Genomic DNA, 20,725 nt, shown 5'->3' with positions numbered 1-20,725 from the left:
ACGGCCCACGCAGCGGTTGTTATTTCCCTCTTAAAGACCATTTTGATCCTCCGTTTGTTCCAATTTGGCAATCTGATCTGATTGCTCACTCATTCAGCGGCTTCGCCAGACTGTTGAACGCGCGGTCCGACACGGTTGATATCGGTTTCCGGAAAGAACTCGGACCAGACATGCCAGAAAACACCGGCACGCAGGGTCTCGACGCGTTGCAATTTTCCCTGATCCGACATTCCCCAGAAATCGCAGCGGGTGATGGGCTGACCTCTGTCATTGTACCAAACGCCGAGGCTTTCGTACTTTGGGTCCAGACTGACAACCACGTCACGCCCACCGACATTTGCGTTTACGATCCAGTCATTCTCGACCACGAAATCATCGGTCCAGCAGGCAGCGTCGTTGCCGATCGTGATGCCCCAGACATAGGTCTTGTTCGGAAGCCGATTGTCCGAACTGTCCATGTTGTCCATGACGGGCGCATCTTCCTGATGCTGGCGCGCGATCCCCCAGCCAAATGTTATCTCCGTCACCATATCCAGCAGCCGCAAAAACGGGTTCGGCGAGGGCTTGTTCAGATACACCTCGCCATCGGGAAACGCTTTTTGAAATCCGCGGAACGTCATCCGATACGTGGGCCAGGGCTGCATCTTTGCGTCAGGGCGCACAGGGCAGGCAGGTCCGTCCGCGCCAGTATCGCGATCCGCCTCGCGAAATCCATAGATCTGCTGGATGGGTTCCCCGGTTTCGTTGTCCCGCAGGATCAGGTTGTTGCCATGTTGGGCCAGAACCTCAAGATTCAGGCGGTTACCCTCGATGCGTGGGGCATACCCTTGCCCAAGGTTGGCCATCGCGCAAAAGGTCATTACGATATCTTCGCCACCCAGCCCGTCGGCATTGCCGGCCAAATGGGGCCGCATGATTTGCGCATCGGGATGCGCCCGGGCATGGCCGTTGTTTTCAATAACGATGACTGGCGCGGTCGGGCCGATGAATTTTTGCGCCTCGGAAATGGGAAAGAAGGCCGCAGTGTTGAGTTGATTCCTCAGCCCCAGATGGACCCACACATAGGGAAAGCCATACAATACCAAAACCAGAAGCGCCGCAATCAGCCACAGCCAGAACGGGCCACCGCCCAGAATGAAATGCGCAAGTGTTGCGACGGCGAACCCGCCCAAACCGACAGCAATCAGGCGGTACTCGTGCCGGATAAACCGGATCATGTTTTTGCGTTTAACCTTAAGCACCATTTGCGAAATGTCGCCAAGATCGCGGAAATAGACGAACCCGATACCCAGCGAAACAATCAGGCCGAGTGCGAATGTTAGGGTTCCTGCCATGTGGACCACCTGATGTTGGAATTCGAGCAGCGCGCCCGAAGTTGCCTATTGCTGAGGCGAGGCACGTTTTGTCAAAAACGCGTCGACTGCGAGTTGAGTTTCGGGGCGGATGTTTTCGATCCCTTCGTAAGGTACGCCATAGGCGGGTGCGGTGTCAGGGAATTTCTCTTTGCGGGCCATGTGGCGGCCAAGGATGCGTGCGAATTCCTGCCCGCCCCAGGCACCAACCTCTGTCGAGACCGAGTATTCTTCACGCGTGTCCCGGTAGAGATCAAAGAATTTTGCCAGAATAGCGCTTTCCCCCGGTCCCGGCAATTTCAACTTTAGCTGGTCTTTCACGACCGCCTCGGGCTTGTTCACCGAATAGACGATGACGTGATCGCGGCGGGCCTTGGTTTCGTCGGCAAACAATAGGGCTGCAGACTGGTCCACCCCATCCACCAGCCTATCCCGCGGAATGTACTGATCTGCCCCGGCAAAGCGCGACAATGTTGTATAGAGGTCCGAGACATGGATGATGCTGTTGAGCAATCCGTCCGCCTCAATCATGCCCGGCCAGCGGATGAAAGCATCGACACGAATTCCGCCCTCGGTCGTGTCACCCTTGCCGCCAGCATAGATCAGCGGGGTGAACCCGGATTGCGGCGCGTATTTGGTGAAATGGCCATTGTCGCCCATGACCACAACCACAGTGTTTTCCGTCAGGCCCAGCTCATCCAGCCGTGCGAACAAGTCGCCCAGCCACTGATCGAGCAACTGCATTTTGTCCACATACAGACCGCCATTCACGCTCTCTGGTCCCGACCGTCCGGCGCGGGTGTTGTCCAACGGGATCATCGGCCAGTATTGCAGGAAAAACGGGTCTTCGCCGCTAGCGAGGCGATCCAACTCCTCTAGCGTCTTGTCCTGAAACGCTTGGTTCATCTCGTCGTATTTCGCGGCGTTCCAGCGTTCGCCGGTTTCCATGCGGATTTCACGGATTGGACCGCCAGTTTCGCCTTCGATGACTGTCATCATCGCGGCAGAGTCCGGGCGGAACCAACCGTCCAGCGTGTACTTGTCGTCATAGTCCTGGATCGCGACTGAGACCTGCTCTTTGATCGCGTCATCGTTGAAGATGGTCAACTGACCCTGCTGATGGATGGCGTGCTGGGCATAATCAAAACCCTGGTTCATCGCCCAGCTTTCAGCGATATCGCCCATGTGCCATTTGCCGACATGACTGGTAGCATAGCCCGCCTGTCTCAACACCTCAGCCAGCGTCACCTCATCGCCGGGCAAACCAAAGCCAGCGATATCTACAGTCGTATCGCCCATGCCCATTCGCACAGGCAAACGCCCGGTCATTTGCGCCACGCGGGTCGGCGTACACGAAGGCTCGGTGTACATCCGTACCATCCGCAGGGCCTGATCGGAAAAGTCATTGATGTTCGGAGTCTCGTATCCCCGAACGGCATTAAGCTCGGGAATTCCCATGTCGCCAAAGCCCATATCATCGATCAAGACACTGATGATATTCGGGGGGGTTCCCCCGTTGCTTTCCCGAAACGCAGCCAGTGCTTGGTCAACGGCCGCGTCATCCTGCGCCCATTGCGATCCAAGCTGTGCTTGAAGGATATAGAATTCCGCATCGTGTTGAATTGGGTTTTCCTGCGCTTCAGCTGATAAGGCTGCAAAGCCCATCAACAACACAAAAACACACTGCAATTTCATTCCAATCTCCCCTTCAGAATGCCGACTCCACAGCGCAGGCTGTTTGTCACATTGAAACATTATTATATTTGCTGTTGAAATGCTACGCCGCAAAAGTTGGGTGGAGGTAACCTCTCAATTTCTTAGGAAAGTCCGTCACACGCCGACCGTATGCGACGTGTCTTAGGGGCTAACAGGGGGGACCCCCGGAAGGTTGCGCAAAACCACACGAAATGTACGAGAGAAGCGGCGTGAGTGAACCGTGTGTTTCGGCAGTCAAACACTTGGCCCGAACACCGACCATCCGGTCGCGCGGACCAGTTCCTGAAATGCAATGCTTGCCAAATGAGAGTTGCCTTTTGCGTCCAGTCCCGGGCTCCATGCTGTGACCGCTGCGATGCCTGGTACAATACACAGGATACCGCCTCCGACACCGCTTTTGGCGGGAAGCCCAACGCGGAATGCAAACTCGCCCGAGGCGTCATAAGATCCGCACATCATCATCAATGCGGTTACTCTCCGTGCGCGCTGCGCGGACAGAACGGTTGAACCGTCTGCTGGGTTCTGGCCTGCGGCGGCCAAATAGCGGCCCGCAACCGCCAACTGACGACACGACATGGCGATGCTGCATTGGCGGAAATACAGCGACAGAACATCTTCGACTGGCGCTTTTAGGTTTCCCTCGGCTTTCATGAAATGCGCAAGTGCCCGGTTTCTGGACCCTGTCCGCATCTCAGATTCTGCAACGGCCTTGTCCACTTGAATGGACGCATCCTCGGCAAGCGTTCGGCACAGATTCAGTACGTCGTTGACCGCCTCATCAGAACTTCGGTCTTCAAGCAGAACGTCGGCCACGACAATGGCGCCGGGGTTAATAAACGGGTTTCTGGGAATTCCACGTTCATGTTCGAGCTGGACGATTGAATTAAACGGATCGCCCGAAGGTTCGCGCCCCACACGTTGCCAAAGGGTCGCGCCTACATGTTGCAGGGCCTCTGTCAGGGAAAAAACCTTGGAAATGCTTTGAATGGAAAACAGCGTGTCCGCATTTCCGGCCGAAACAGGCGCGCCGTCAATGGGCGCGACGGCGATGCCGAACTGGTTCAGGTCAACCGTGGCAAGCTCAGGAATGTACTGGGCAACCTTCCCGCGGTCAGACATACCTGCGACGCGGTCGGCAATGTCATCCAGAATGACCTGCAACTCACAGGTTTCAATCACGCTGGGTCTCGGCATATGCCTCCTCCGTCCAGACTGAGTGATCAACGCCTTTGTCAAATTCAGGGAATTTGCTTGCCACAAAGCGGGGCTCAAGGTTCTGTTTGCGCTGTGCGAAATAGTCCACGGTCAGTTTGTACACCGTGCCCGACAGCAGCACTATGGCGACGAGGTTGATGGTTGCCATTATACCCATGGCCGCGTCCGCAAAGTTGAACACGGTGCTGACCGCTTGCACAGCTCCCCAGACGACCATGGCAAGACAACCCAGGCGCAGAATGTAGATGGGCACTTTGCCTTCCAGCTTCAGAAACGTCATGGCGTTTTCTGCGTATGAGTAATTGCCCAATATCGACGTAAAGCCAAAAAACACGATTGCGATTGCGATAAAATGGCGGCCGATCTCACCCAGATGGACCGCTGCCGCATCCTGAGTTAACCGCATGCCGGTGGCTCCGTCCGGTTCGATGGCGCCAGACAGCAGGATCAGCAATGCGGTCGCGGTGGCGACCAGTATTGTATCCACGAAACAGCCAAACGCCTGAACCAATCCCTGGCTCGACGGGTGGTGCGGTTCCGGTGTGGCAACAGCTGCGATATTGGGGGCAGAACCCATGCCGGCCTCGTTTGAAAACAATCCGCGCTTGATACCATTGAGCGCTGCGGCCATTACGCCACCCGTGACGCCGCCTGCGGCCTCCTGAAGGCCAAAGGCCCCGGCAACGATGGACCACAGCATTGCAGGCACCTGCGGCAGGTTCAGGACAACGACGACACAGGCCAGCAACAGGTACAGCCCGGCCATGAGTGGGACGACGATTTCGGCAAATCGCGCAATGGTTCGGATGCCGCCAAAGATGACCACAGCAGCCGCTGCCGCCAGCGCCAGACCGGCAATCAATTTGTTCAGCCCAAACGCGCCTTGGAACGCCTCGGCGATTGAGTTGGATTGGACGGCGACAAAAACCAAACCGAAACTGACGATCAGGCAGATCGAAAAGATTACTCCTGCCCAGGGCGCGTTCAGGGCATTGGCCATATAAAAAGCAGGACCGCCACGGAACCGTCCGTTTGAAGACGTGACCTTGTAAAGCTGCGCCAGTGTGCTTTCGGAATAAGCCGTGGCCATACCGACCAGGGCCACGATCCACATCCAGAAGATTGCGCCAGGGCCACCCAGGGTTAAAGCCACCGCGACACCGGCCAGATTCCCAGTGCCAACGCGTGACGCCAGACTAACGGTCAGTGCCTGAAACGGTGTAATTCCGCGTTTGTCAGTAGATTTGGACGAGGTCAGAACACGGATCATCTCGCCGAAATGTAGAAACTGCAGCGCGCCCAGACGAATGGTAAAAAATATGCCGACGCCGAGCAACCCGTAGATCAGGACGTAGTTCCAAAGAATAGAGTTAATGCCGTTAACAATTGCTTCCACCGTCCGCCTCCTGAGAATTCAGACCGTTCGAAAAAGCAGCTAAAATACGATGCTTATTCTTCCATCATGCACGAAGGGAGGGTCGCCGAGTCAAGCTTCAAACCCGAAAATCGGCGAAACGCCCGGGCATATACAATTGATTTAGCGATAAGAATTCATTCGGGTGACGACGTCTTGCGCGAATTCGACAACAGACTGACCTGCATGTTCCGAAGGTTGCGAGCGCGCTGCGAAAAACGCATTCGGGGCGCAGACCGTCCCGAATGCCATAGTCATAAAAGCGTCCAGATGAAGTGTGCTTTGCCTATTCAGCGGCCATCTGTGCCGAAGGTGTCGACATCGAAATCACGCGCTCGTCTTCGGTCATGTCTTCTTCGATCCCGTCGAAAAGTGGTGTGGAAAGATAGCGCTCGCCCGTGTCTGGCAACATCACCAGCAGAACGGATCCCTGTGGCGCTTGCTCGGCCACCTTCATAGCAACAGCAAACGTCGAGCCACCAGATATTCCCGTGAAAATCCCTTCTTCCGACGCCAGCCTCCTGGACCATTCAATCCCCTCGGCACCAGGGACAGGGATCAATTCATCATAGTAATCCTTGTCGATCGCCTCTTGCAGAACCCATGGGATAAAGTCTGGGGTCCAGCCTTGAATCGGATGTGGCTCAAAATTCGGATGGCTTTCCGTGGGTTGGTGACCCTCGTTGCGGGTGTTTGTATAACCCGATGACACAATCGCCGCGTTGGCGGGTTCTGTCAGGATGATTTTCGTGCCGGGGCGCTCTGCCCGAAGAACGCGTGCGACACCGGAAACGGTCCCGCCGGTGCCATAGCCGGTGACCCAGTAATCCAGCCGCTCACCTTCGAAATCTGCCATGATTTCTCGGGCAGTGGTGTTCTCGTGGATGTCGGCATTTGCCGACGTCTCGAACTGGCTGGCCAGAAACCATCCATTCTGTTCGGCCAGTTCCTTGGCTTTGACATACATGCCAAAGCCCTTTTGCGCGCGCGGCGTCAGCACGACCTTTGCCCCCAGAAAGCGCATCAGTTTGCGACGCTCGACCGAGAAGCTGTCGGCCATGGTCAGGACCAGAGGATACCCTTTGGCAGCACACACCATCGCAAGGCCGATCCCAGTGTTGCCTGATGTTGCCTCGACCACGGTCTGGCCGGGTTTCAGCCGCCCGTCACGTTCCGCCGCCTCGATAATGTTCAACGCCAAACGATCTTTGACCGAAGAGGCAGGATTGAAAGCCTCGAATTTCACGTAGACCGTGACATGTGACGGCGCGATCTTGTTGATGCGTATGCAAGGCGTGTCACCTACGGTGTCGAGAACACTGTCATAAAGCCGTTTGCGTCCCTCAGTCTGCCGAATTCCCATGGCAATATCCCTCTCTTGGTTGGAAAAATTCGTGCCAGTTTATACCAAGTTCGCTGCTTCGGCGCTTTAAACATTTGTCTTGGGAATGACCGACGAAGTCCCGTGCTGAACCGCCAGTTCAGGATGCCCATAAGCTTTTGGGTACGTCATCGGCACGAATGGGCCTGCGGGAATGACACCGTTCCAGCTTCGGCCGAAATACCCTTGCCGACAGTGATCCAATGAACTGCTGTTCGCCACCCCGGGCAGGTCATGGACGCGACAAAGCCAGCGCCAGAGATACGGGTAGTCAAGGATCTTGGCACCATTCAGCTTCATGCGCAGGTAGTAAACCGGGTCGTGGCGGTAGAGCGTCGGGAAAAGACGCAGATCGGCTTCTGTAAATCGGTCCCCGGTCAGAAAAGGTCTGCCATCGCTGGCCAAGCGGTCTTCCAACTGCGCCAATGTTTTGAAGTAAGTCACGAATCTGGCGGCATAGACGTTTTGATCAGACGAGAACCCGGCCTTGTATGCCCCGTTGTTGATGGCGACGTAGATTTGCACGTTCAGTTCGTCAATTTCAGCCCGGATCGCAGGATCATCCGGGTAGAGGTTGGGCCGGTTGGCTTCATTGCAGTAGCTGCCCAGCAGCGCTGCATTGCCATTCAGCATTCGAATGATCTCGGCGCTTTCATTGTTCACGATACGGCCGGCTATTTTGTCATACAGGATTGGGACTGAACGTTCTTCTGAGCCTTCAGCCCGGTAAATTTCGCGAACCAACCTGAAACCTTGTCCCGTTGCGGTTTCCAAGGTGCATTCAGGCAACGTTGCCCCAGTTGCTGAAGCAACAAGCTCGGGGGCGAACTGCCAGTTGTTCGGACCCTCTGGGTCGTCTTCTGTGGTGCGATTGGGAAAGGCCACATCCATCGAAATGCTGTCCTGCAAACCCAACACATTGCGCGCCAGCGTCACCCGATGACACCATGGGCAATTCAGCGCAACAAACAGGTGATAGCGCCCTGGTTCAGCCGGGAACTCTGGATCGCCGATAGCATGTCGGAAGCCACTGACGCCGCGCACGAACTCTCCTTGTGCGCGGCGCTCTGCGGCATTGGCCTGATCTTCCTGTTTGGATTGATCGGTCATGCTTGGCTTTAACCTCTTAGCCGGTGGTGAAGGATGATTGGGACGGCAAGGTCTTCCTCATCGCTCAGGTGCCGTTTCAGAAAGGCCTCGATGGCCTCTGAGGTGTCGCGCAGAGATCCGACTTCGGATCGGGCCTGAGCCTCATCCAATTGAATGAGCTTGATCACACGATTGGCCGTCCTTGTGTATTGGTCAAGAACCAGATCGAGATCGGCATGGTCTTTTTCCAAAACCTCTAGCCCGGCGTCAAAACGGGCATCCGCAGCAGAAAGCTCGGGGAAGTAGCTATGATCTTCCCAACCGTGATGGCCGTGCAAGTTTCCAACAAGCGCGTCTCCGTAATAGGACAGGCGCGCGGCATACTCTTCGGGGGAAAGGTCCTTTTCAAGATAGCTTTCTGCATCGGAGCGAACCAGCCGGGCAAGGCGCCGAAACATCAGATGGGCACCCAGCCAGTGGCGGGTTTTCTCGGTGAAGCCAGGGTGTGCTTCCCAGCTGTCGCGTGGATATTGATCGAGCAAGATCTGCATCTCGCCTGGCATATCAGCGGTGCGAATGTTGTATGTATCAAGCATGCGCTTACTCCTTTCCGAAAACATGTGTGTGGAAAACTCGTACCGTTAGGCTCAAAGGTGCACAGTTGGTGTCTATCACTGCACATCGTTAGTTTTGTGTCGCTCAAATTCGCCAGTTTGGTGCGCATGCCAAGCTCTGGCGGAATAAACCAGAAGTTCAGGCGAGGAAATTGCGCTGCATAGCGAGAGTTTGGACCCTGCGGTAAAGCGGCATTTCGCCACCCTCGGTGGCAGGCGCATTTCTCCCTTTTTGAAATTATGGTCGGTACGGCGTTCTCGCTGATGTTGAGCCGTGATGCGGCTGTTCGAATGGTTTGAAAATCTCTCAGTAAATCAACGAGATCGCATGGATCGACAAACAATGAATGCGACCGCAAACCCTGAGTGTTCAGAGGTTTATGAAGTCGCGAAAAAAATCAGATATGATAGGCGTGAAAGTAATCGAGAGGGTACTCATCAACCACAGAACATTTCTTGGTATTTTCAACTTTGGCATAACAACAGTATGAGACAGGTTGCCGAACTCTACGGGGTCAACGTTGGTCTCTTCAGACGCCAGCAACCTGCGGCTACGCGTGTCCCCGGCTTAGACCCGACGGCAAAATGCTCAATTCCACCTTTGCTCGCTAGAGATGCACAGCGGCTAGCAGCGTCCGAATAGCGCAAGGCATCCCTCCGAGTAGCAGCATCGCCCGTTCCAGTGTCACGCCTGTCCGGTCCGGGAATCCAATCAGCACAGGCGGGTTATCGACGTGCGACGTACCTTGGGACTTAGGGAAGAGGGGCACAAGACGCACCATCTGCGCATCCGTTAGAGAGAAAAGATCAGACATGTTCACCGCTCGGTGTTCGAACCGGGACACACGAAGCCCAATGGAAATCAATGGGTCCTGCGCCTAATAGATAGTGTTCACTGCAGAATAGAGCCTGCGAAATCGCCTCAACCGCTGGAAGAGCGCGGCCATGTCAGCGGGCTCGAACCGATCCGTTGTTGGTGGCTGAAGCGCTAGATCGGCTTTGCCCAAAGCACCATTGCCACAGGCTGCCAGACGGGCAGCGCCATAGGCCGGACCGGAACTCGCGCCTTCCGAACGCAAAATGGGCTTGCCCGTCACTGTAGCGATCAGGCCCAGCAGGAGATCCGATTGACTGCCTCCTCCAATTGCTGCCAGTTCCGGGAGATTGTCTATCGTGTCTCCGAAGCTCTGGGCGGCGTCAGCAAAGCAAAAGGCAATTGCCTCGACCACGGAACGACAGAGGTCCGCGCGCGTTGTCGAATCCTCAAGACCAAAGAAACAGGCGCGAATATGCGGATCCCCGAGGGGACTGCGTTCACCTGTCAAATACGGCAGGAAAATCGGCCCGCGATCACCGCTGACCGTTTCAGCAAGCGCAACAACTTCGGCAGCGGACAGCCCCAGTTGGCCGCCAATCCAAGAAATTGGCCTTGCGCCGTTCAACATCGCCGCCATTTGATACCAACGGTCGGGCAAAGTGTGTGCGAACGCATGCACATAGCGTTCAGGATTAGGCTTGTACCGACGGTCCGCCACGAACAGCTGGCCGGACGTCCCGAGGGAAATAAAGCCACGTCCCGGTTCGGTCGCGCCCAGAGATATCGCCCCGGTTGCCGCGTCTCCGCCTCCCGCAACGACGGGCACGCCGGGTTTCAACCCGGTTTCAGCTGCGGCGTGCGCCGTCACGGTTCCGACGACGACGTGGCCGTCGAAAACCTGCGGCAGCCAATCGGGCGCTACATCAGTGGCTTCGGCAATTCCGACGTGCCATTTTCGCGATGCCTGATCGAGCCACATTGTACCGGCTGCATCGGAGGTGTCGGTTGCCAACTCACCATGCAGGCATAACCCGATGTAATCCTTGGGCAGCAGGATATGAGCAAGCTGGGCATAGTGTGCCGGCTCATGTTGTTTCAACCAGGCGATCTTGGGTGCCGTGAAACCCGGCAAAGGGAGGACGCCAGCGATGTGACCAATCTGCGGCTGGGCTGCGCGCAGTTCATCGCATTCACGTATCGCTCTACTGTCATTCCACAGGATCGCCGGGCGGATCGGGCGCAGATTGCGATCCAGCAAAACGGCCCCATGCATCTGACCGGACAACCCGATGCCTTGCACATCCGACAGCGGGACTTGTTTTGCAAGTTGGCTCAATGCATCGCGCGTCGCCTGCCACCAAATATCCGGGTGCTGCTCTGACCAACCAGGCTGCGGCGAGGAAGTCTTTATGTCTACTGAAGACGTTGCAAGAATTCGATCGGTATCTGCACAGACAAGTTTGACCGCAGACGTTCCGATATCAATCCCGAGAAACATTAAATCCCCTTGCCCGCAGAAACGCCGGGACCTTGCATGGCTATTGATTTTTTAGCGCGCGCAAAGAATATGTAAAAATATGATAAGATCAAGGCGGCTCAGATCCGCAGGCAGACTGACATGACCAAAATAAAAAATATGGAAGAGTTCGCAGCCCTCAGTGGCATCTCGCGGCCTACGGTATCCAAGTACTTTCACGATCCCGACAGCGTTCGCCCGACAACACGGGCCCGTATCGAAGAGGCGTTGGAGCGGTTCGACTATCGCCCCAATATTTATGCGGTGAACCAGAACCGGAAGCTGACCAAGAATATCGGCATCGTCGTGCCCTATCTGGCTGATCCGTTCTTTGCCGAAATCGCGCGCTATTTGGAACAAAGCTGTATCGCGGCGGGGTATCGTCCGTCCCTTTTCAGCTCTCATGGTGAGCAAAAACTGGAAAACGACATTCTGGACGGGCTGCAATCCATGAAGCCTGCCGGGGTTTTGTTGGCGCCATTGGGACGGACCTCAGATCAATCAGTGATCGAAAGGTTCTGCGCGAATGTGCCGACTGTATTGTTCGACAGTAACCTAGAAGGTCTGGGTGCCGCGTTTATCGGGTCGGACAATTTCAGCTTTGTGTCGCAAACCGTGGAATACATGATCCGGACGGGCGAGCCCCCGTCATTCTTCGAAATGCGAACACCTGCAAACCCGAACGCCAATAAACGCCGAAAAGCCTATATTGAAGTCATGGAGCGTCTCGGGTTCGAGCCGCATATCATCAAAGTCGACGGTAAGGGCTGGGCGTTTGAAGAGATCGGTCACAAGGGTGCGCTGAAAGTTCTGGCGGAAAATGAGCTGCGAACAAACTCGGTCCTGTGCAGCAATGACCGGCTGGCAATCGGCTTTCTGGCGGCCTGTTACGAACAAGGGATTCGGGTCGGTCGACGGGACGATTGCGCGCTGCGTCTGGCTTCAAATGACGATCATCCCTTCGCAAAATTTACGTGCCCCTCTCTGACCACGGCTGCGCATGACTATGACAACGTTGCCGGGCGTAGCGTTGAAACTCTGTTCGAACTCATTGAAAGTGGAGGGAAATTTGAAACGCGGTCAGAAACATTGTTCCCTGCAAGGCTGGTTTTGAGGGATTCCGCGTAATCCTAAAATTTAACGCGCGTAAAGTTTTCATTGACGCCGCGACAATTTTTGCATTACGTTCTCTGTACGACATCCAAGCTCAGGGAGGACAGGGATGTATTTGAGAAACGCACTTCGTGCGGCGACTGCAATGACACTCGTCGCGACGGCAGCAGCTCATGCGGACACCTTAACAATAGCGACCGTGAACAACGGCGACATGATCCGGATGCAGGGCTATACCGATAAATTCACCGAGGCGACCGGCATTGACGTCGAATGGGTGACGTTGGAAGAAAACGTGCTGCGTCAGCGCGTAACTACCGACATCACGACCAAGGGCGGTACGTTCGACATCATGACAATCGGCATGTATGAGACGCCGATCTGGGGCGCGAATGGCTGGCTGGTACCGCTGGATGGCCTGTCCGAAGAATATGACGTTGGTGACATTCTGCCCGCGATGGCAGGTGGCTTGAGCCATGACGGAACGCTTTTCGCGGCGCCGTTCTATGGTGAAAGCTCGATGATCATGTACCGCACTGACCTCATGGAAAAGGCGGGCATGGAAATGCCTGAGGCGCCGTCCTGGCAGTTCATCAAAGAGGCCGCCGCCGCGATGACCGACCGCGACGCCGAGATCAACGGCATCTGCCTTCGCGGCAAAGCCGGTTGGGGTGAAGGTGGAGCCTTTATCACTGCGATGTCCAATTCATTCGGTGCCCGCTGGTTCGACGAAGAATGGAAGCCTCAGTTCGATCAGCCCGAGTGGGCAGATACACTGAATTTCTACGTTGAAATGATGAACGAATCCGGTCCTGCCGGCTATGCCACCAATGGGTTTAACGAAAACCTGTCGCTGTTCCAGCAGGGCAAATGCGGCATGTGGATCGACGCGACAGTTGCGGCGTCTTTCGTAACCAACCCTGACGACTCTACGGTCGCGGATCACGTAGGATTTGCGCTGGCACCTGACACAGGATTGGGCAAGCGGTCCAACTGGCTTTGGGCGTGGGCACTGGCTATTCCTGCTGGCACACAGCAAGAAGATGCTGCCAAGCAATTCATCGAATGGGCGACCTCAAAGGACTACATTGAGCTAGTGGCCGAAAGCGAAGGATGGGCAAACGTTCCCCCGGGTGCACGTACGTCTCTGTACGAGAATCCGGAATACCAAAAGGTTCCGTTCGCCAAGATGACACTGGACTCAATCCTGTCAGCTGATCCGAACAGCCCGACGGTGAAACCCGTCCCGTACGTTGGCATCCAGTTCGCCGCAATCCCGGAATTCGCAGGCATCGCCACACAGGTGAGCCAGGAGTTCTCGGCGGTATATGCCGGACAGCAAACGGTTGAGGAGGCACTTGCCAAAGCGCAGGCTTTCACAGCTGAAGAAATGGAAGCCGCCGGTTACTGAGGCATCCTCCCAACGGGTGGGCAGAGGTCTGCCCCCCCGTTCAACCCTTCCACAATTCGCGTTTTTCTCGCAGGCTGAGTTACGCCTGAACAGAGAGGGTTTGCGTTATGGCTACTCAACATTCTCGATCAGTTGCCCGCCTGATGATGGCACCCGCAGTGGTCCTGCTGCTTGGCTGGATGCTCGTGCCTCTGACGATGACGCTGTATTTTTCTTTCAAGAAGTACCTTCCGCTGCGTGGAGGCGATCTGGGTTGGGTCGGGTTCGACAACTACGTTCGTTTCGTATCCTCCAGTTCCTTCTGGCCCGCGGTCCAAGCAACATTAGTAATCGTTGGCGGCGTGCTGGTGATTACGGTCATTCTGGGCATTCTGCTGGCCATGCTGCTGGATCAGCCCATGTGGGGGCAGGGCGTTGTCCGCATCCTTGTGATCGCGCCATTCTTTGTCATGCCGACCGTATCAGCGCTGGTCTGGAAGAACATGTTCATGGACCCGGTGAACGGTTTGCTGGCCCATCTATGGCGCTTTTTCGGGGCCGAGCCGATTTCGTGGCTGTCCGAGGCTTCGATGACCTCGATCGTTATGATCGTTTCCTGGCAGTGGCTTCCCTTTGCGACGCTGATCCTGCTGACGGCTATCCAGTCTCTGGACAGTGAACAGCTGGAAGCGGCCGAGATGGACGGCGCGCCGGTGCTAAAACGCTTCTATCACATCATTCTGCCGCATCTTGGTCGCGCCATTACGATTGTGATCCTGATTCAGACGATTTTTCTACTGTCGATCTTCGCCGAGATTTTCGTGACCACCGGCGGCGCCTTCGGCACCCGTACACTGACCTACATGATCTTCCAGCGCGTGTTGGAAAGCCAGAACGTTGGCCTCGGATCAGCCGGTGGTGTCTATGCAATCATCCTTGCCAATATCGTTGCCATCTTCCTGATGCGCATCGTTGGCAAAAACCTGGACGCGTGAGGAGACAAACCATGGCCCGCACCGTCACGACACAACGCAAAACACTAAACACCGCCCTTGCCTGGGCCGTAGGTCTGCTGATCTTTTTCCCGATCCTCTGGACGATCCTGACCAGCTTCAAGACCGAGGCACAGGCGATTGCAAGCCCACCGATCTTCCTCAACTTCGACTGGACGCTCGAAAATTACGCCATCGTGCAGGAACGCTCTGACTATATGCGATTCCTGTGGAATTCAGTCATCATCGCAGGCGGATCAACACTTTTGGGTGTAATCGTCGCGATACCCGCAGCCTGGGCGATGGCGTTTGTTCCGTCCAGACGCACCAAGGACATTCTGTTGTGGATGCTGTCCACAAAGATGTTGCCCGCAGTTGGTGTTCTGTACCCGATTTACTTGCTGTTCATTCAGCTGGGTTTGCTGGACAGTCGCGGCGGGCTGGTCGTGGTGCTGATGCTGATCAACCTGCCGATCATCGTCTGGATGCTCTACACCTACTTCCGCGAAATTCCGGGGGAAATCCTTGAAGCGGCAAGGATGGACGGTGCGACGCTGAAAGAGGAAATCCTTTATATCCTGACACCCATGGCCATCCCCGGCATCGCATCGACCGTTCTGTTGAACTTTATCTTAGCCTGGAACGAGGCGTTCTGGACCCTAAACCTGACGGCCGTCGACGCGGCCCCACTCACTGCATTCATCGCCAGCTATTCCAGCCCCGAAGGCCTGTTCTTTGCCAAGCTTAGCGCGGCCTCGACCATGGCGATTGCACCCATCCTGATCCTTGGCTGGTTCAGCCAGAAACAACTTGTCCGCGGCCTGACTTTCGGCGCTGTGAAATAAGGAAGACTTCGTATGGGACGTATACAACTCAAGTCCGTGACCAAAAGCTTCGGCGACGTAGAGGTCATTCCCCCGCTGGATCTGACCATCGAAGATGGCGAGTTCACCGTATTTGTCGGCCCCTCGGGTTGCGGCAAGTCCACTTTGCTGCGCCTGATTGCGGGACTGGAAGACATGACTTCTGGCTCCATCGACATTGACGGCGCCGACGCAACAGACGTGCCGCCTGCCAAACGCGGGCTGGCGATGGTGTTCCAATCCTACGCCTTGTATCCGCACATGACCGTTCGCAAGAACATCGCATTTCCGCTGCGCATGGCGAAACTGGATCAGGCTGAGATCGACAAGCGGGTTGAAGGTGCGGCGAGCGTTCTGAACCTGACCGACTACCTGGATCGTCGTCCCGGCCAATTGTCTGGCGGGCAACGTCAAAGGGTGGCCATCGGTCGGGCCATTGTACGCGAACCGGCTGCGTTCCTATTTGATGAACCGCTGTCGAACCTGGACGCCGCCTTGCGCGTTGGCATGCGGCTGGAAATCAGCGAACTGCACGAGCGTCTGGCGACTACGATGATCTACGTCACCCACGACCAGGTCGAGGCCATGACTATGGCCGACAAGATCGTTGTGCTTCAGGCAGGTGTGATCGAACAGGTTGGCAGCCCGTTGGAGCTGTACCGTACGCCGCGCAACCTGTTTGTTGCAGGCTTCATCGGTTCGCCCAAGATGAACTTCATCGAAGGCCCAGAGGCGGAAAAGCTCGGTGCCCAAACCATCGGAATTCGCCCTGAACACATTGCGGTGTCTGAATCTGAAGGAGACTGGTCCGGCGTCGTAAGCGTTTCTGAGCACCTTGGTTCGGACACTTTCTTCCACGTCCACGAAACAGGGTTGGCCGAGACCATCACCGTCCGTGCAGATGGCGAGGTTAACTTTCGCCACGGTGACCGAATCCATCTGACACCACGACCGGATGTCATCCACCGGTTTGACGCGAAAGGCTTGCGGATCGAATGACGCGCCTGGCAGGCAAAACCGCCCTGATCACCGGGGCAGCGAGAGGCATTGGACTGGCGTTTGCCAAGGCTTATGTGGCTGAGGGCGCACGCGTCGCCATCGCCGATATAGACATGCAGCGCGCACAGAGCGCTGCAACTGAGATCGGCGCAGCCGCGTTGGCCGTCGAGATGGATGTGACCAGCCAACAAAGCATAGAAGCCGCCGTTGCACGAACGGCTGAACATTTTGGCCCAATCGACATTCTGATCAACAACGCGGCCATCTTCTCCGCGGCTCCAATCGTTGAAATTGAGCGTGCTGACTACAATCGCGTTTTTGATATCAACGTTTCTGGCGCGCTGTTTACGATGCAGGCCGTTGCGCGCCACATGATTGATCAAGGGACCAAAGGTCGGATCATCAACATGGCATCGCAGGCAGGGCGTAGGGGCGAGCCGTTGGTCGCCGTGTACTGTGCCAGCAAAGCCGCGATCATATCCTTGACCCAATCGGCCGGGCTGAACCTGATCTCTCATGGGATCAACGTAAACGCCATTGCACCTGGTGTCGTCGATGGCGAGCACTGGGATGGTGTTGATGCGTTTTTTGCAAAGCACGAAGGCAAACCACTGGGCCAGAAGAAACGCGAAGTGGCTGCAGCCGTTCCTTATGGCCGAATGGGTCGGGCCGAAGATCTGACCGGGATGGCGGTATTTCTGGCTTCTGAAGACGCAAAGTACATCGTCGGACAAACCTACAATGTCGATGGCGGAAATTGGATGAGCTGATGGACCCTGTGGCGAATGCAAAACCTTCGGTACGGCTACGGCGTGACAGTCTTTCAGACCTGCCAGAGATTGTCAGGACTCCGGCCTATGCGCGCTCTGACCTGACACCGGGCATTGTCCATATCGGACTTGGTAACTTTCATCGCGCACATCAGGCCTGGTATATTCACCAGTTGATGCAGCGGGGCCAGGCCCATGACTGGGCAATCATCGGGGCAGGTGTCCGAAGCTATGACACAAACATGCGAGAGCGACTGTTGGCCCAGGACTGCCTGACAACGCTGATCGAACTGGACCCAAAAGGAATGTCCGCCGAAGTGATTGGTCCGATGATCGACTACCTTCCAATCGAAGACAACAATGCTGCGCTTATCCGGACGATGGCGGACCCTGCCATACGAATTGTGTCGCTGACTGTAACTGAAGGTGGGTATTTCCCGGACGCCAACACTGATGCGTTCGATACGGATCACGCAGACATTCGGCACGATGCCGAAAACCCGAACCAGCCGCGTACGGCTTTCGGCGCTATTGTCGCGGCGCTCAGACAACGGCGTGCAAATGGCTTGAAACCCTTTACTGCGCTCAGCTGCGATAATCTTCAGGGCAACGGTGGAATTCTGCGAACCTGCGTTGTTGGTTTGGCGCGTCTTTCCGACCCGGATCTGGCCGATTGGATCGATCAGAATGGAGCGTTTCCGAACTCGATGGTGGACTGCATTGTTCCCGCAACGACCGAGGAGGTCGTAGCGCAATGCCGGGCACTGGGCGTCGACGACCGCGCACCGGTCACGCATGAGAACTTTCGCCAATGGGTGATTGAGGACAATTTCTGCGCTGAACGACCGCCCCTTGAGCAAGTTGGAGTAACACTGACGCAGGACGTCCACAGCTATGAAGCGATGAAACTGCGCATATTGAACGGCGGCCACCAACTGCTCGCAAATGTCGGGGAGATTCTGAATGTGCCCACGATTTCAGACTGCATGCAGGACCCGGACATCGTAGCGTTTTTCGGAAAAGTTCAGACAGAAGAGATTTTGCCTCATGTCGAAGCTGTTCCCGGGACGACAGCAAAAGAGTACCTCGGGTTGGTTAAGAGGCGATTTGCCAACACTGCTATTCACGATACAACACGTCGGGTCGCATTTGACGGGTCGGCGCGACATCCCGGGTTCCTACTACCGTCGCTGCGCGCAGCAACTGCGTCTGGCTCTTCGGTAAATGGGCTCGCGTTGGCCGAAGCATTCTGGTGCCGGATGTGCGTAGGTGTTCGTGAAGATGGCTCCGAAATCGCCCCGAATGACCCCCAATGGGAGAAACTACATAAAACCGCACAGGCGTCCAAAGCCGACCCACAGCTTTGGCTCGAACAAAGCCAATATGGCGGTGAATTTGGCCGCGGCACAAAGTTTTCTGAAGCCTTTGCCTGGTGGCTAACCGGGATCTGGCAGAGTGGCAGTCGAGCAGTTTTAACTGAATATGTCTCTAACGGCTCAATGCCACACTAAATTAGCGTCACTCAGATTATTCAATTGCGGACACATCTTTCTTTTTTCGCCGGCTAAGGGTTGTCGCAAATTGCCTTGCTGCCCCGGCATCCATAGGATGCACAGCCTGCCCTCCAATCTTTGCTGCAACTTCCCTTGCGATCCGAACAGGGCGCGATAAGTCTCTGCCCCGTACCTCGATTTGAAAGTGTTCGAGCTCGGCGCGCAGGTGCGAGATTTGTGCTTCAGCAACGAAGGCTGGATCAGAGAAGTTGCTGAGTAACAATTCGAATTGGCTTCGAACAATCTCTCGTGAAATGGCGTGGATGGCTCCCAGCGTTGAGGGCGTTGTAGGCTCGATGAAAATTTTCTTTTCTCCTTCCCCGGGCACTGGAGCACGGATCCCCAATGCAAGTGTGGAGGGACGTGAGTCTTGCTTCGCTCGGACAGAAACGAGATCGAGAGCCGGTTTGATTGTTTTTTCGTTTGCCCAAAGGGGCTTTGGTTCACGTTAGCTGTTTGGCAATCACGCGACAGCCGGGCAATCGTGCCAGCATCGATTTTAAACCGATTCACTGATTTTATTGAATTTTTCATGGAAAGTGGCTGTGCTGCCAGTCTTGAGCTATCCAGTCTGTGCTAGTTTCCCTGCTAACAGGGATATTTACAGGGAAATTTGCCGATTTTGGCCCAAAAGGCGAATTTGCCCCTTCTTTTTCGTCTAGTTTTCAGTGTGTTGGTCGGAAATTCCCTAAGCCCCGGAACAGGGAATTCTATCCGCTGAGCAGGGACGGTTTTGCGAGAAATCAGGGATTGGAAATCGCCCGCGTTGTCGGCAGGTGAAGAGCTTTCTAGCGTCACTTGGTTGAGCTACTTGGGTTCGCCGGTCGCCCCTAAAACCGCCGTCGCGACCAATATGCGAAGCTGACCCGCGGCAATTATCAGCGGCCGCGACTGGATCAATTCCTGTAACCCTAGACCGCGTTTGTCAACCATTGGTAGAACTTTGTGTTGACACCTACAACATCTGGTGTATATCTGACGCTTGCCACAACCATTCGCGCAAGCACCTCGGAGACGAGGCCGCTTGCAAAAGAGAAACGCCGGTTGTTGTGGTATTAACTCCCCGCACCTCCCGCTTCAAAGATGGAAAGGTGGTGCGAAAATGGGCATTACCATCACATACAAGTCTGCGACCAAGGGGATCGACAAAGAACCCTTAGACCAAGCGACGAAAACTGCTGATCATACCGGCGGCAAAGACAACGAACCTCCGGCGACCGCACCCAAAAAACTACGCAATGACCTGCTGCCAGAGTTCAAGGTGGAGAAGAGAAAGCTCTCTTCTCTTTCCATCGCGAAACACCCTGTCAAAAAACCCAGCACGCACCAGATCGCAAGGGTTGTTCGATCAATACAGTCCTCGGGCTTCCGAAGCCTGCCGTTGGTCAGCAAGGAAGGGGAGATCATCGATGGACACATCCGTGTCGAGGCGGCGAGATCTCTTGGACTCGACGAGATCCCATGCGTTGTGGAGAACGACCTGTCTGTAGAAGAAATCCGCCTTCTCCGGGTCGCGCTGAACCGGATACAGGAGCGCGGTGAGTGGGACGAGCCTGCCCTGAAACTCGAGTTGGAGTTTCTGCTTGAATTCGAACCGGACCTGACGGTGACCGGCTTCGAGGTTCCAGAGATCGATCGGCTCCTTGTACTGGACGATGTCGATGCCGAGGAAGGGGATCCACTCGACAAGCTGTTGGGCCTTCCTGATCCCGACGCACGAGCCGTCACGCGGCCGGGCGACTTGTACCACCTCGGCGCACACCGCGTTCTCTGCGGCAACGCCCGCGGTATCGATGATATCCGCCGGGTCCTTGGGGATCGCGAACTTTGCGCCGTGTTCACAGACCACCCTTTCTGTCCGTCGTCAGGGATTTTGGGACAGATGGCGCTCTGATCTAAGAGAGGATGTGGCTCATCTGGTTGGTTTGATT

17 protein-coding genes and 1 pseudogene are annotated in these 20,725 nt (G+C 55.7%); 8 read left to right on the top strand and 10 right to left on the bottom strand.

Translation table 11 applies throughout. The annotated features are described in order from the left end of the window. Positions 1 to 89 precede the first annotated feature (89 nt). From AC2FI9_RS15015 to xylB, 9 genes and pseudogenes are all read right to left on the bottom strand, one after another. The gene (locus tag AC2FI9_RS15015; protein ID WP_496768730.1) at positions 90 to 1,334 is read right to left on the bottom strand and encodes a DUF3179 domain-containing (seleno)protein; all 1,245 of its coding nucleotides are present in this window, start codon (positions 1,332 to 1,334) and stop codon (positions 90 to 92) included. Positions 1,335 to 1,379: 45 nt separating this feature from the next. Next, on the bottom strand, positions 1,380 to 3,047 hold the full coding sequence (locus AC2FI9_RS15010) for a sulfatase-like hydrolase/transferase (RefSeq protein WP_496768728.1): 1,668 nt from the start codon (positions 3,045 to 3,047) through the stop codon (positions 1,380 to 1,382). Positions 3,048 to 3,302: 255 nt separating this feature from the next. Continuing rightward, positions 3,303 to 4,262 carry a glutaminase gene (locus tag AC2FI9_RS15005; RefSeq protein WP_496768726.1) on the bottom strand — a complete coding sequence of 320 codons (960 nt, stop codon included), beginning with the start codon at positions 4,260 to 4,262 and terminating at the stop codon, positions 3,303 to 3,305. After that, positions 4,240 to 5,679, bottom strand: coding sequence for an alanine/glycine:cation symporter family protein (locus AC2FI9_RS15000; protein ID WP_496768724.1), 1,440 nt, complete (start codon positions 5,677 to 5,679; stop codon positions 4,240 to 4,242). Before AC2FI9_RS15000 ends, AC2FI9_RS15005 begins: the two co-directional genes overlap by 23 nt. A gap of 304 nt (positions 5,680 to 5,983) precedes the next feature. After that, on the bottom strand, positions 5,984 to 7,060 hold the full coding sequence (locus AC2FI9_RS14995; protein ID WP_496768723.1) for a PLP-dependent cysteine synthase family protein: 1,077 nt from the start codon (positions 7,058 to 7,060) through the stop codon (positions 5,984 to 5,986). 66 nt (positions 7,061 to 7,126) lie between these two features. After that, a complete protein-coding gene (locus tag AC2FI9_RS14990) occupies positions 7,127 to 8,188 on the bottom strand; it encodes a glutathione S-transferase C-terminal domain-containing protein (protein ID WP_496768721.1) in 1,062 nt (353 codons plus the stop codon). An 8-nt stretch (positions 8,189 to 8,196) separates the two neighbouring features. Beyond that, positions 8,197 to 8,763: a hemerythrin domain-containing protein gene (locus AC2FI9_RS14985; RefSeq protein ID WP_496768719.1), complete on the bottom strand. Its 567-nt coding sequence runs from the start codon at positions 8,761 to 8,763 to the stop codon at positions 8,197 to 8,199. 704 nt (positions 8,764 to 9,467) lie between these two features. Beyond that, positions 9,468 to 9,596 (bottom strand): annotated as a pseudogene (locus tag AC2FI9_RS14980) (IS5/IS1182 family transposase); the annotation flags it as partial. Between the two features lie 63 nt (positions 9,597 to 9,659). Then, positions 9,660 to 11,096 (bottom strand): xylulokinase, encoded by a 1,437-nt coding sequence (xylB, locus tag AC2FI9_RS14975; protein WP_496768717.1) that lies wholly within the window; start codon positions 11,094 to 11,096, stop codon positions 9,660 to 9,662. 120 nt (positions 11,097 to 11,216) lie between these two features. Between xylB and AC2FI9_RS14970 the strand changes: the two genes are divergently transcribed. From AC2FI9_RS14970 to AC2FI9_RS14940, 7 genes are all read left to right on the top strand, one after another. Next, positions 11,217 to 12,242 (top strand): LacI family DNA-binding transcriptional regulator, encoded by a 1,026-nt coding sequence (locus AC2FI9_RS14970; RefSeq protein ID WP_496768716.1) that lies wholly within the window; start codon positions 11,217 to 11,219, stop codon positions 12,240 to 12,242. 94 nt (positions 12,243 to 12,336) lie between these two features. Further along, positions 12,337 to 13,638: an ABC transporter substrate-binding protein gene (locus AC2FI9_RS14965; RefSeq protein WP_058284088.1), complete on the top strand. Its 1,302-nt coding sequence runs from the start codon at positions 12,337 to 12,339 to the stop codon at positions 13,636 to 13,638. 107 nt (positions 13,639 to 13,745) lie between these two features. Then, the gene (locus AC2FI9_RS14960; protein WP_108859810.1) at positions 13,746 to 14,612 is read left to right on the top strand and encodes a carbohydrate ABC transporter permease; all 867 of its coding nucleotides are present in this window, start codon (positions 13,746 to 13,748) and stop codon (positions 14,610 to 14,612) included. A gap of 11 nt (positions 14,613 to 14,623) precedes the next feature. Then, positions 14,624 to 15,454, top strand: coding sequence for a carbohydrate ABC transporter permease (locus tag AC2FI9_RS14955; RefSeq protein WP_109310934.1), 831 nt, complete (start codon positions 14,624 to 14,626; stop codon positions 15,452 to 15,454). 12 nt (positions 15,455 to 15,466) lie between these two features. After that, positions 15,467 to 16,471, top strand: coding sequence for an ABC transporter ATP-binding protein (locus tag AC2FI9_RS14950; protein ID WP_496738273.1), 1,005 nt, complete (start codon positions 15,467 to 15,469; stop codon positions 16,469 to 16,471). Continuing rightward, on the top strand, positions 16,468 to 17,241 hold the full coding sequence (locus AC2FI9_RS14945) for an L-iditol 2-dehydrogenase (protein WP_496768714.1): 774 nt from the start codon (positions 16,468 to 16,470) through the stop codon (positions 17,239 to 17,241). Before AC2FI9_RS14950 ends, AC2FI9_RS14945 begins: the two co-directional genes overlap by 4 nt. Next, positions 17,241 to 18,752: a mannitol dehydrogenase family protein gene (locus AC2FI9_RS14940; RefSeq protein ID WP_496768712.1), complete on the top strand. Its 1,512-nt coding sequence runs from the start codon at positions 17,241 to 17,243 to the stop codon at positions 18,750 to 18,752. Before AC2FI9_RS14945 ends, AC2FI9_RS14940 begins: the two co-directional genes overlap by 1 nt. A 16-nt stretch (positions 18,753 to 18,768) precedes the next feature. Here the strand turns inward: AC2FI9_RS14940 and AC2FI9_RS14935 are convergent, their stop codons facing one another. Continuing rightward, positions 18,769 to 19,122 (bottom strand): hypothetical protein, encoded by a 354-nt coding sequence (locus tag AC2FI9_RS14935; protein ID WP_496768710.1) that lies wholly within the window; start codon positions 19,120 to 19,122, stop codon positions 18,769 to 18,771. 774 nt (positions 19,123 to 19,896) lie between these two features. On the opposite strand from AC2FI9_RS14935, the gene AC2FI9_RS14930 reads away from it, so the two are divergent. Then, a complete protein-coding gene (locus AC2FI9_RS14930; RefSeq protein WP_496768708.1) occupies positions 19,897 to 20,688 on the top strand; it encodes a ParB N-terminal domain-containing protein in 792 nt (263 codons plus the stop codon). The last annotated feature ends 37 nt before the right edge of the window (positions 20,689 to 20,725 follow it).

This window comes from Ruegeria sp. CDSA246 (assembly GCF_059611225.1).
The sequence above is the reverse complement of the archived record's forward strand: the minus strand, read 5'-3'. Positions and strand labels throughout refer to the sequence as shown.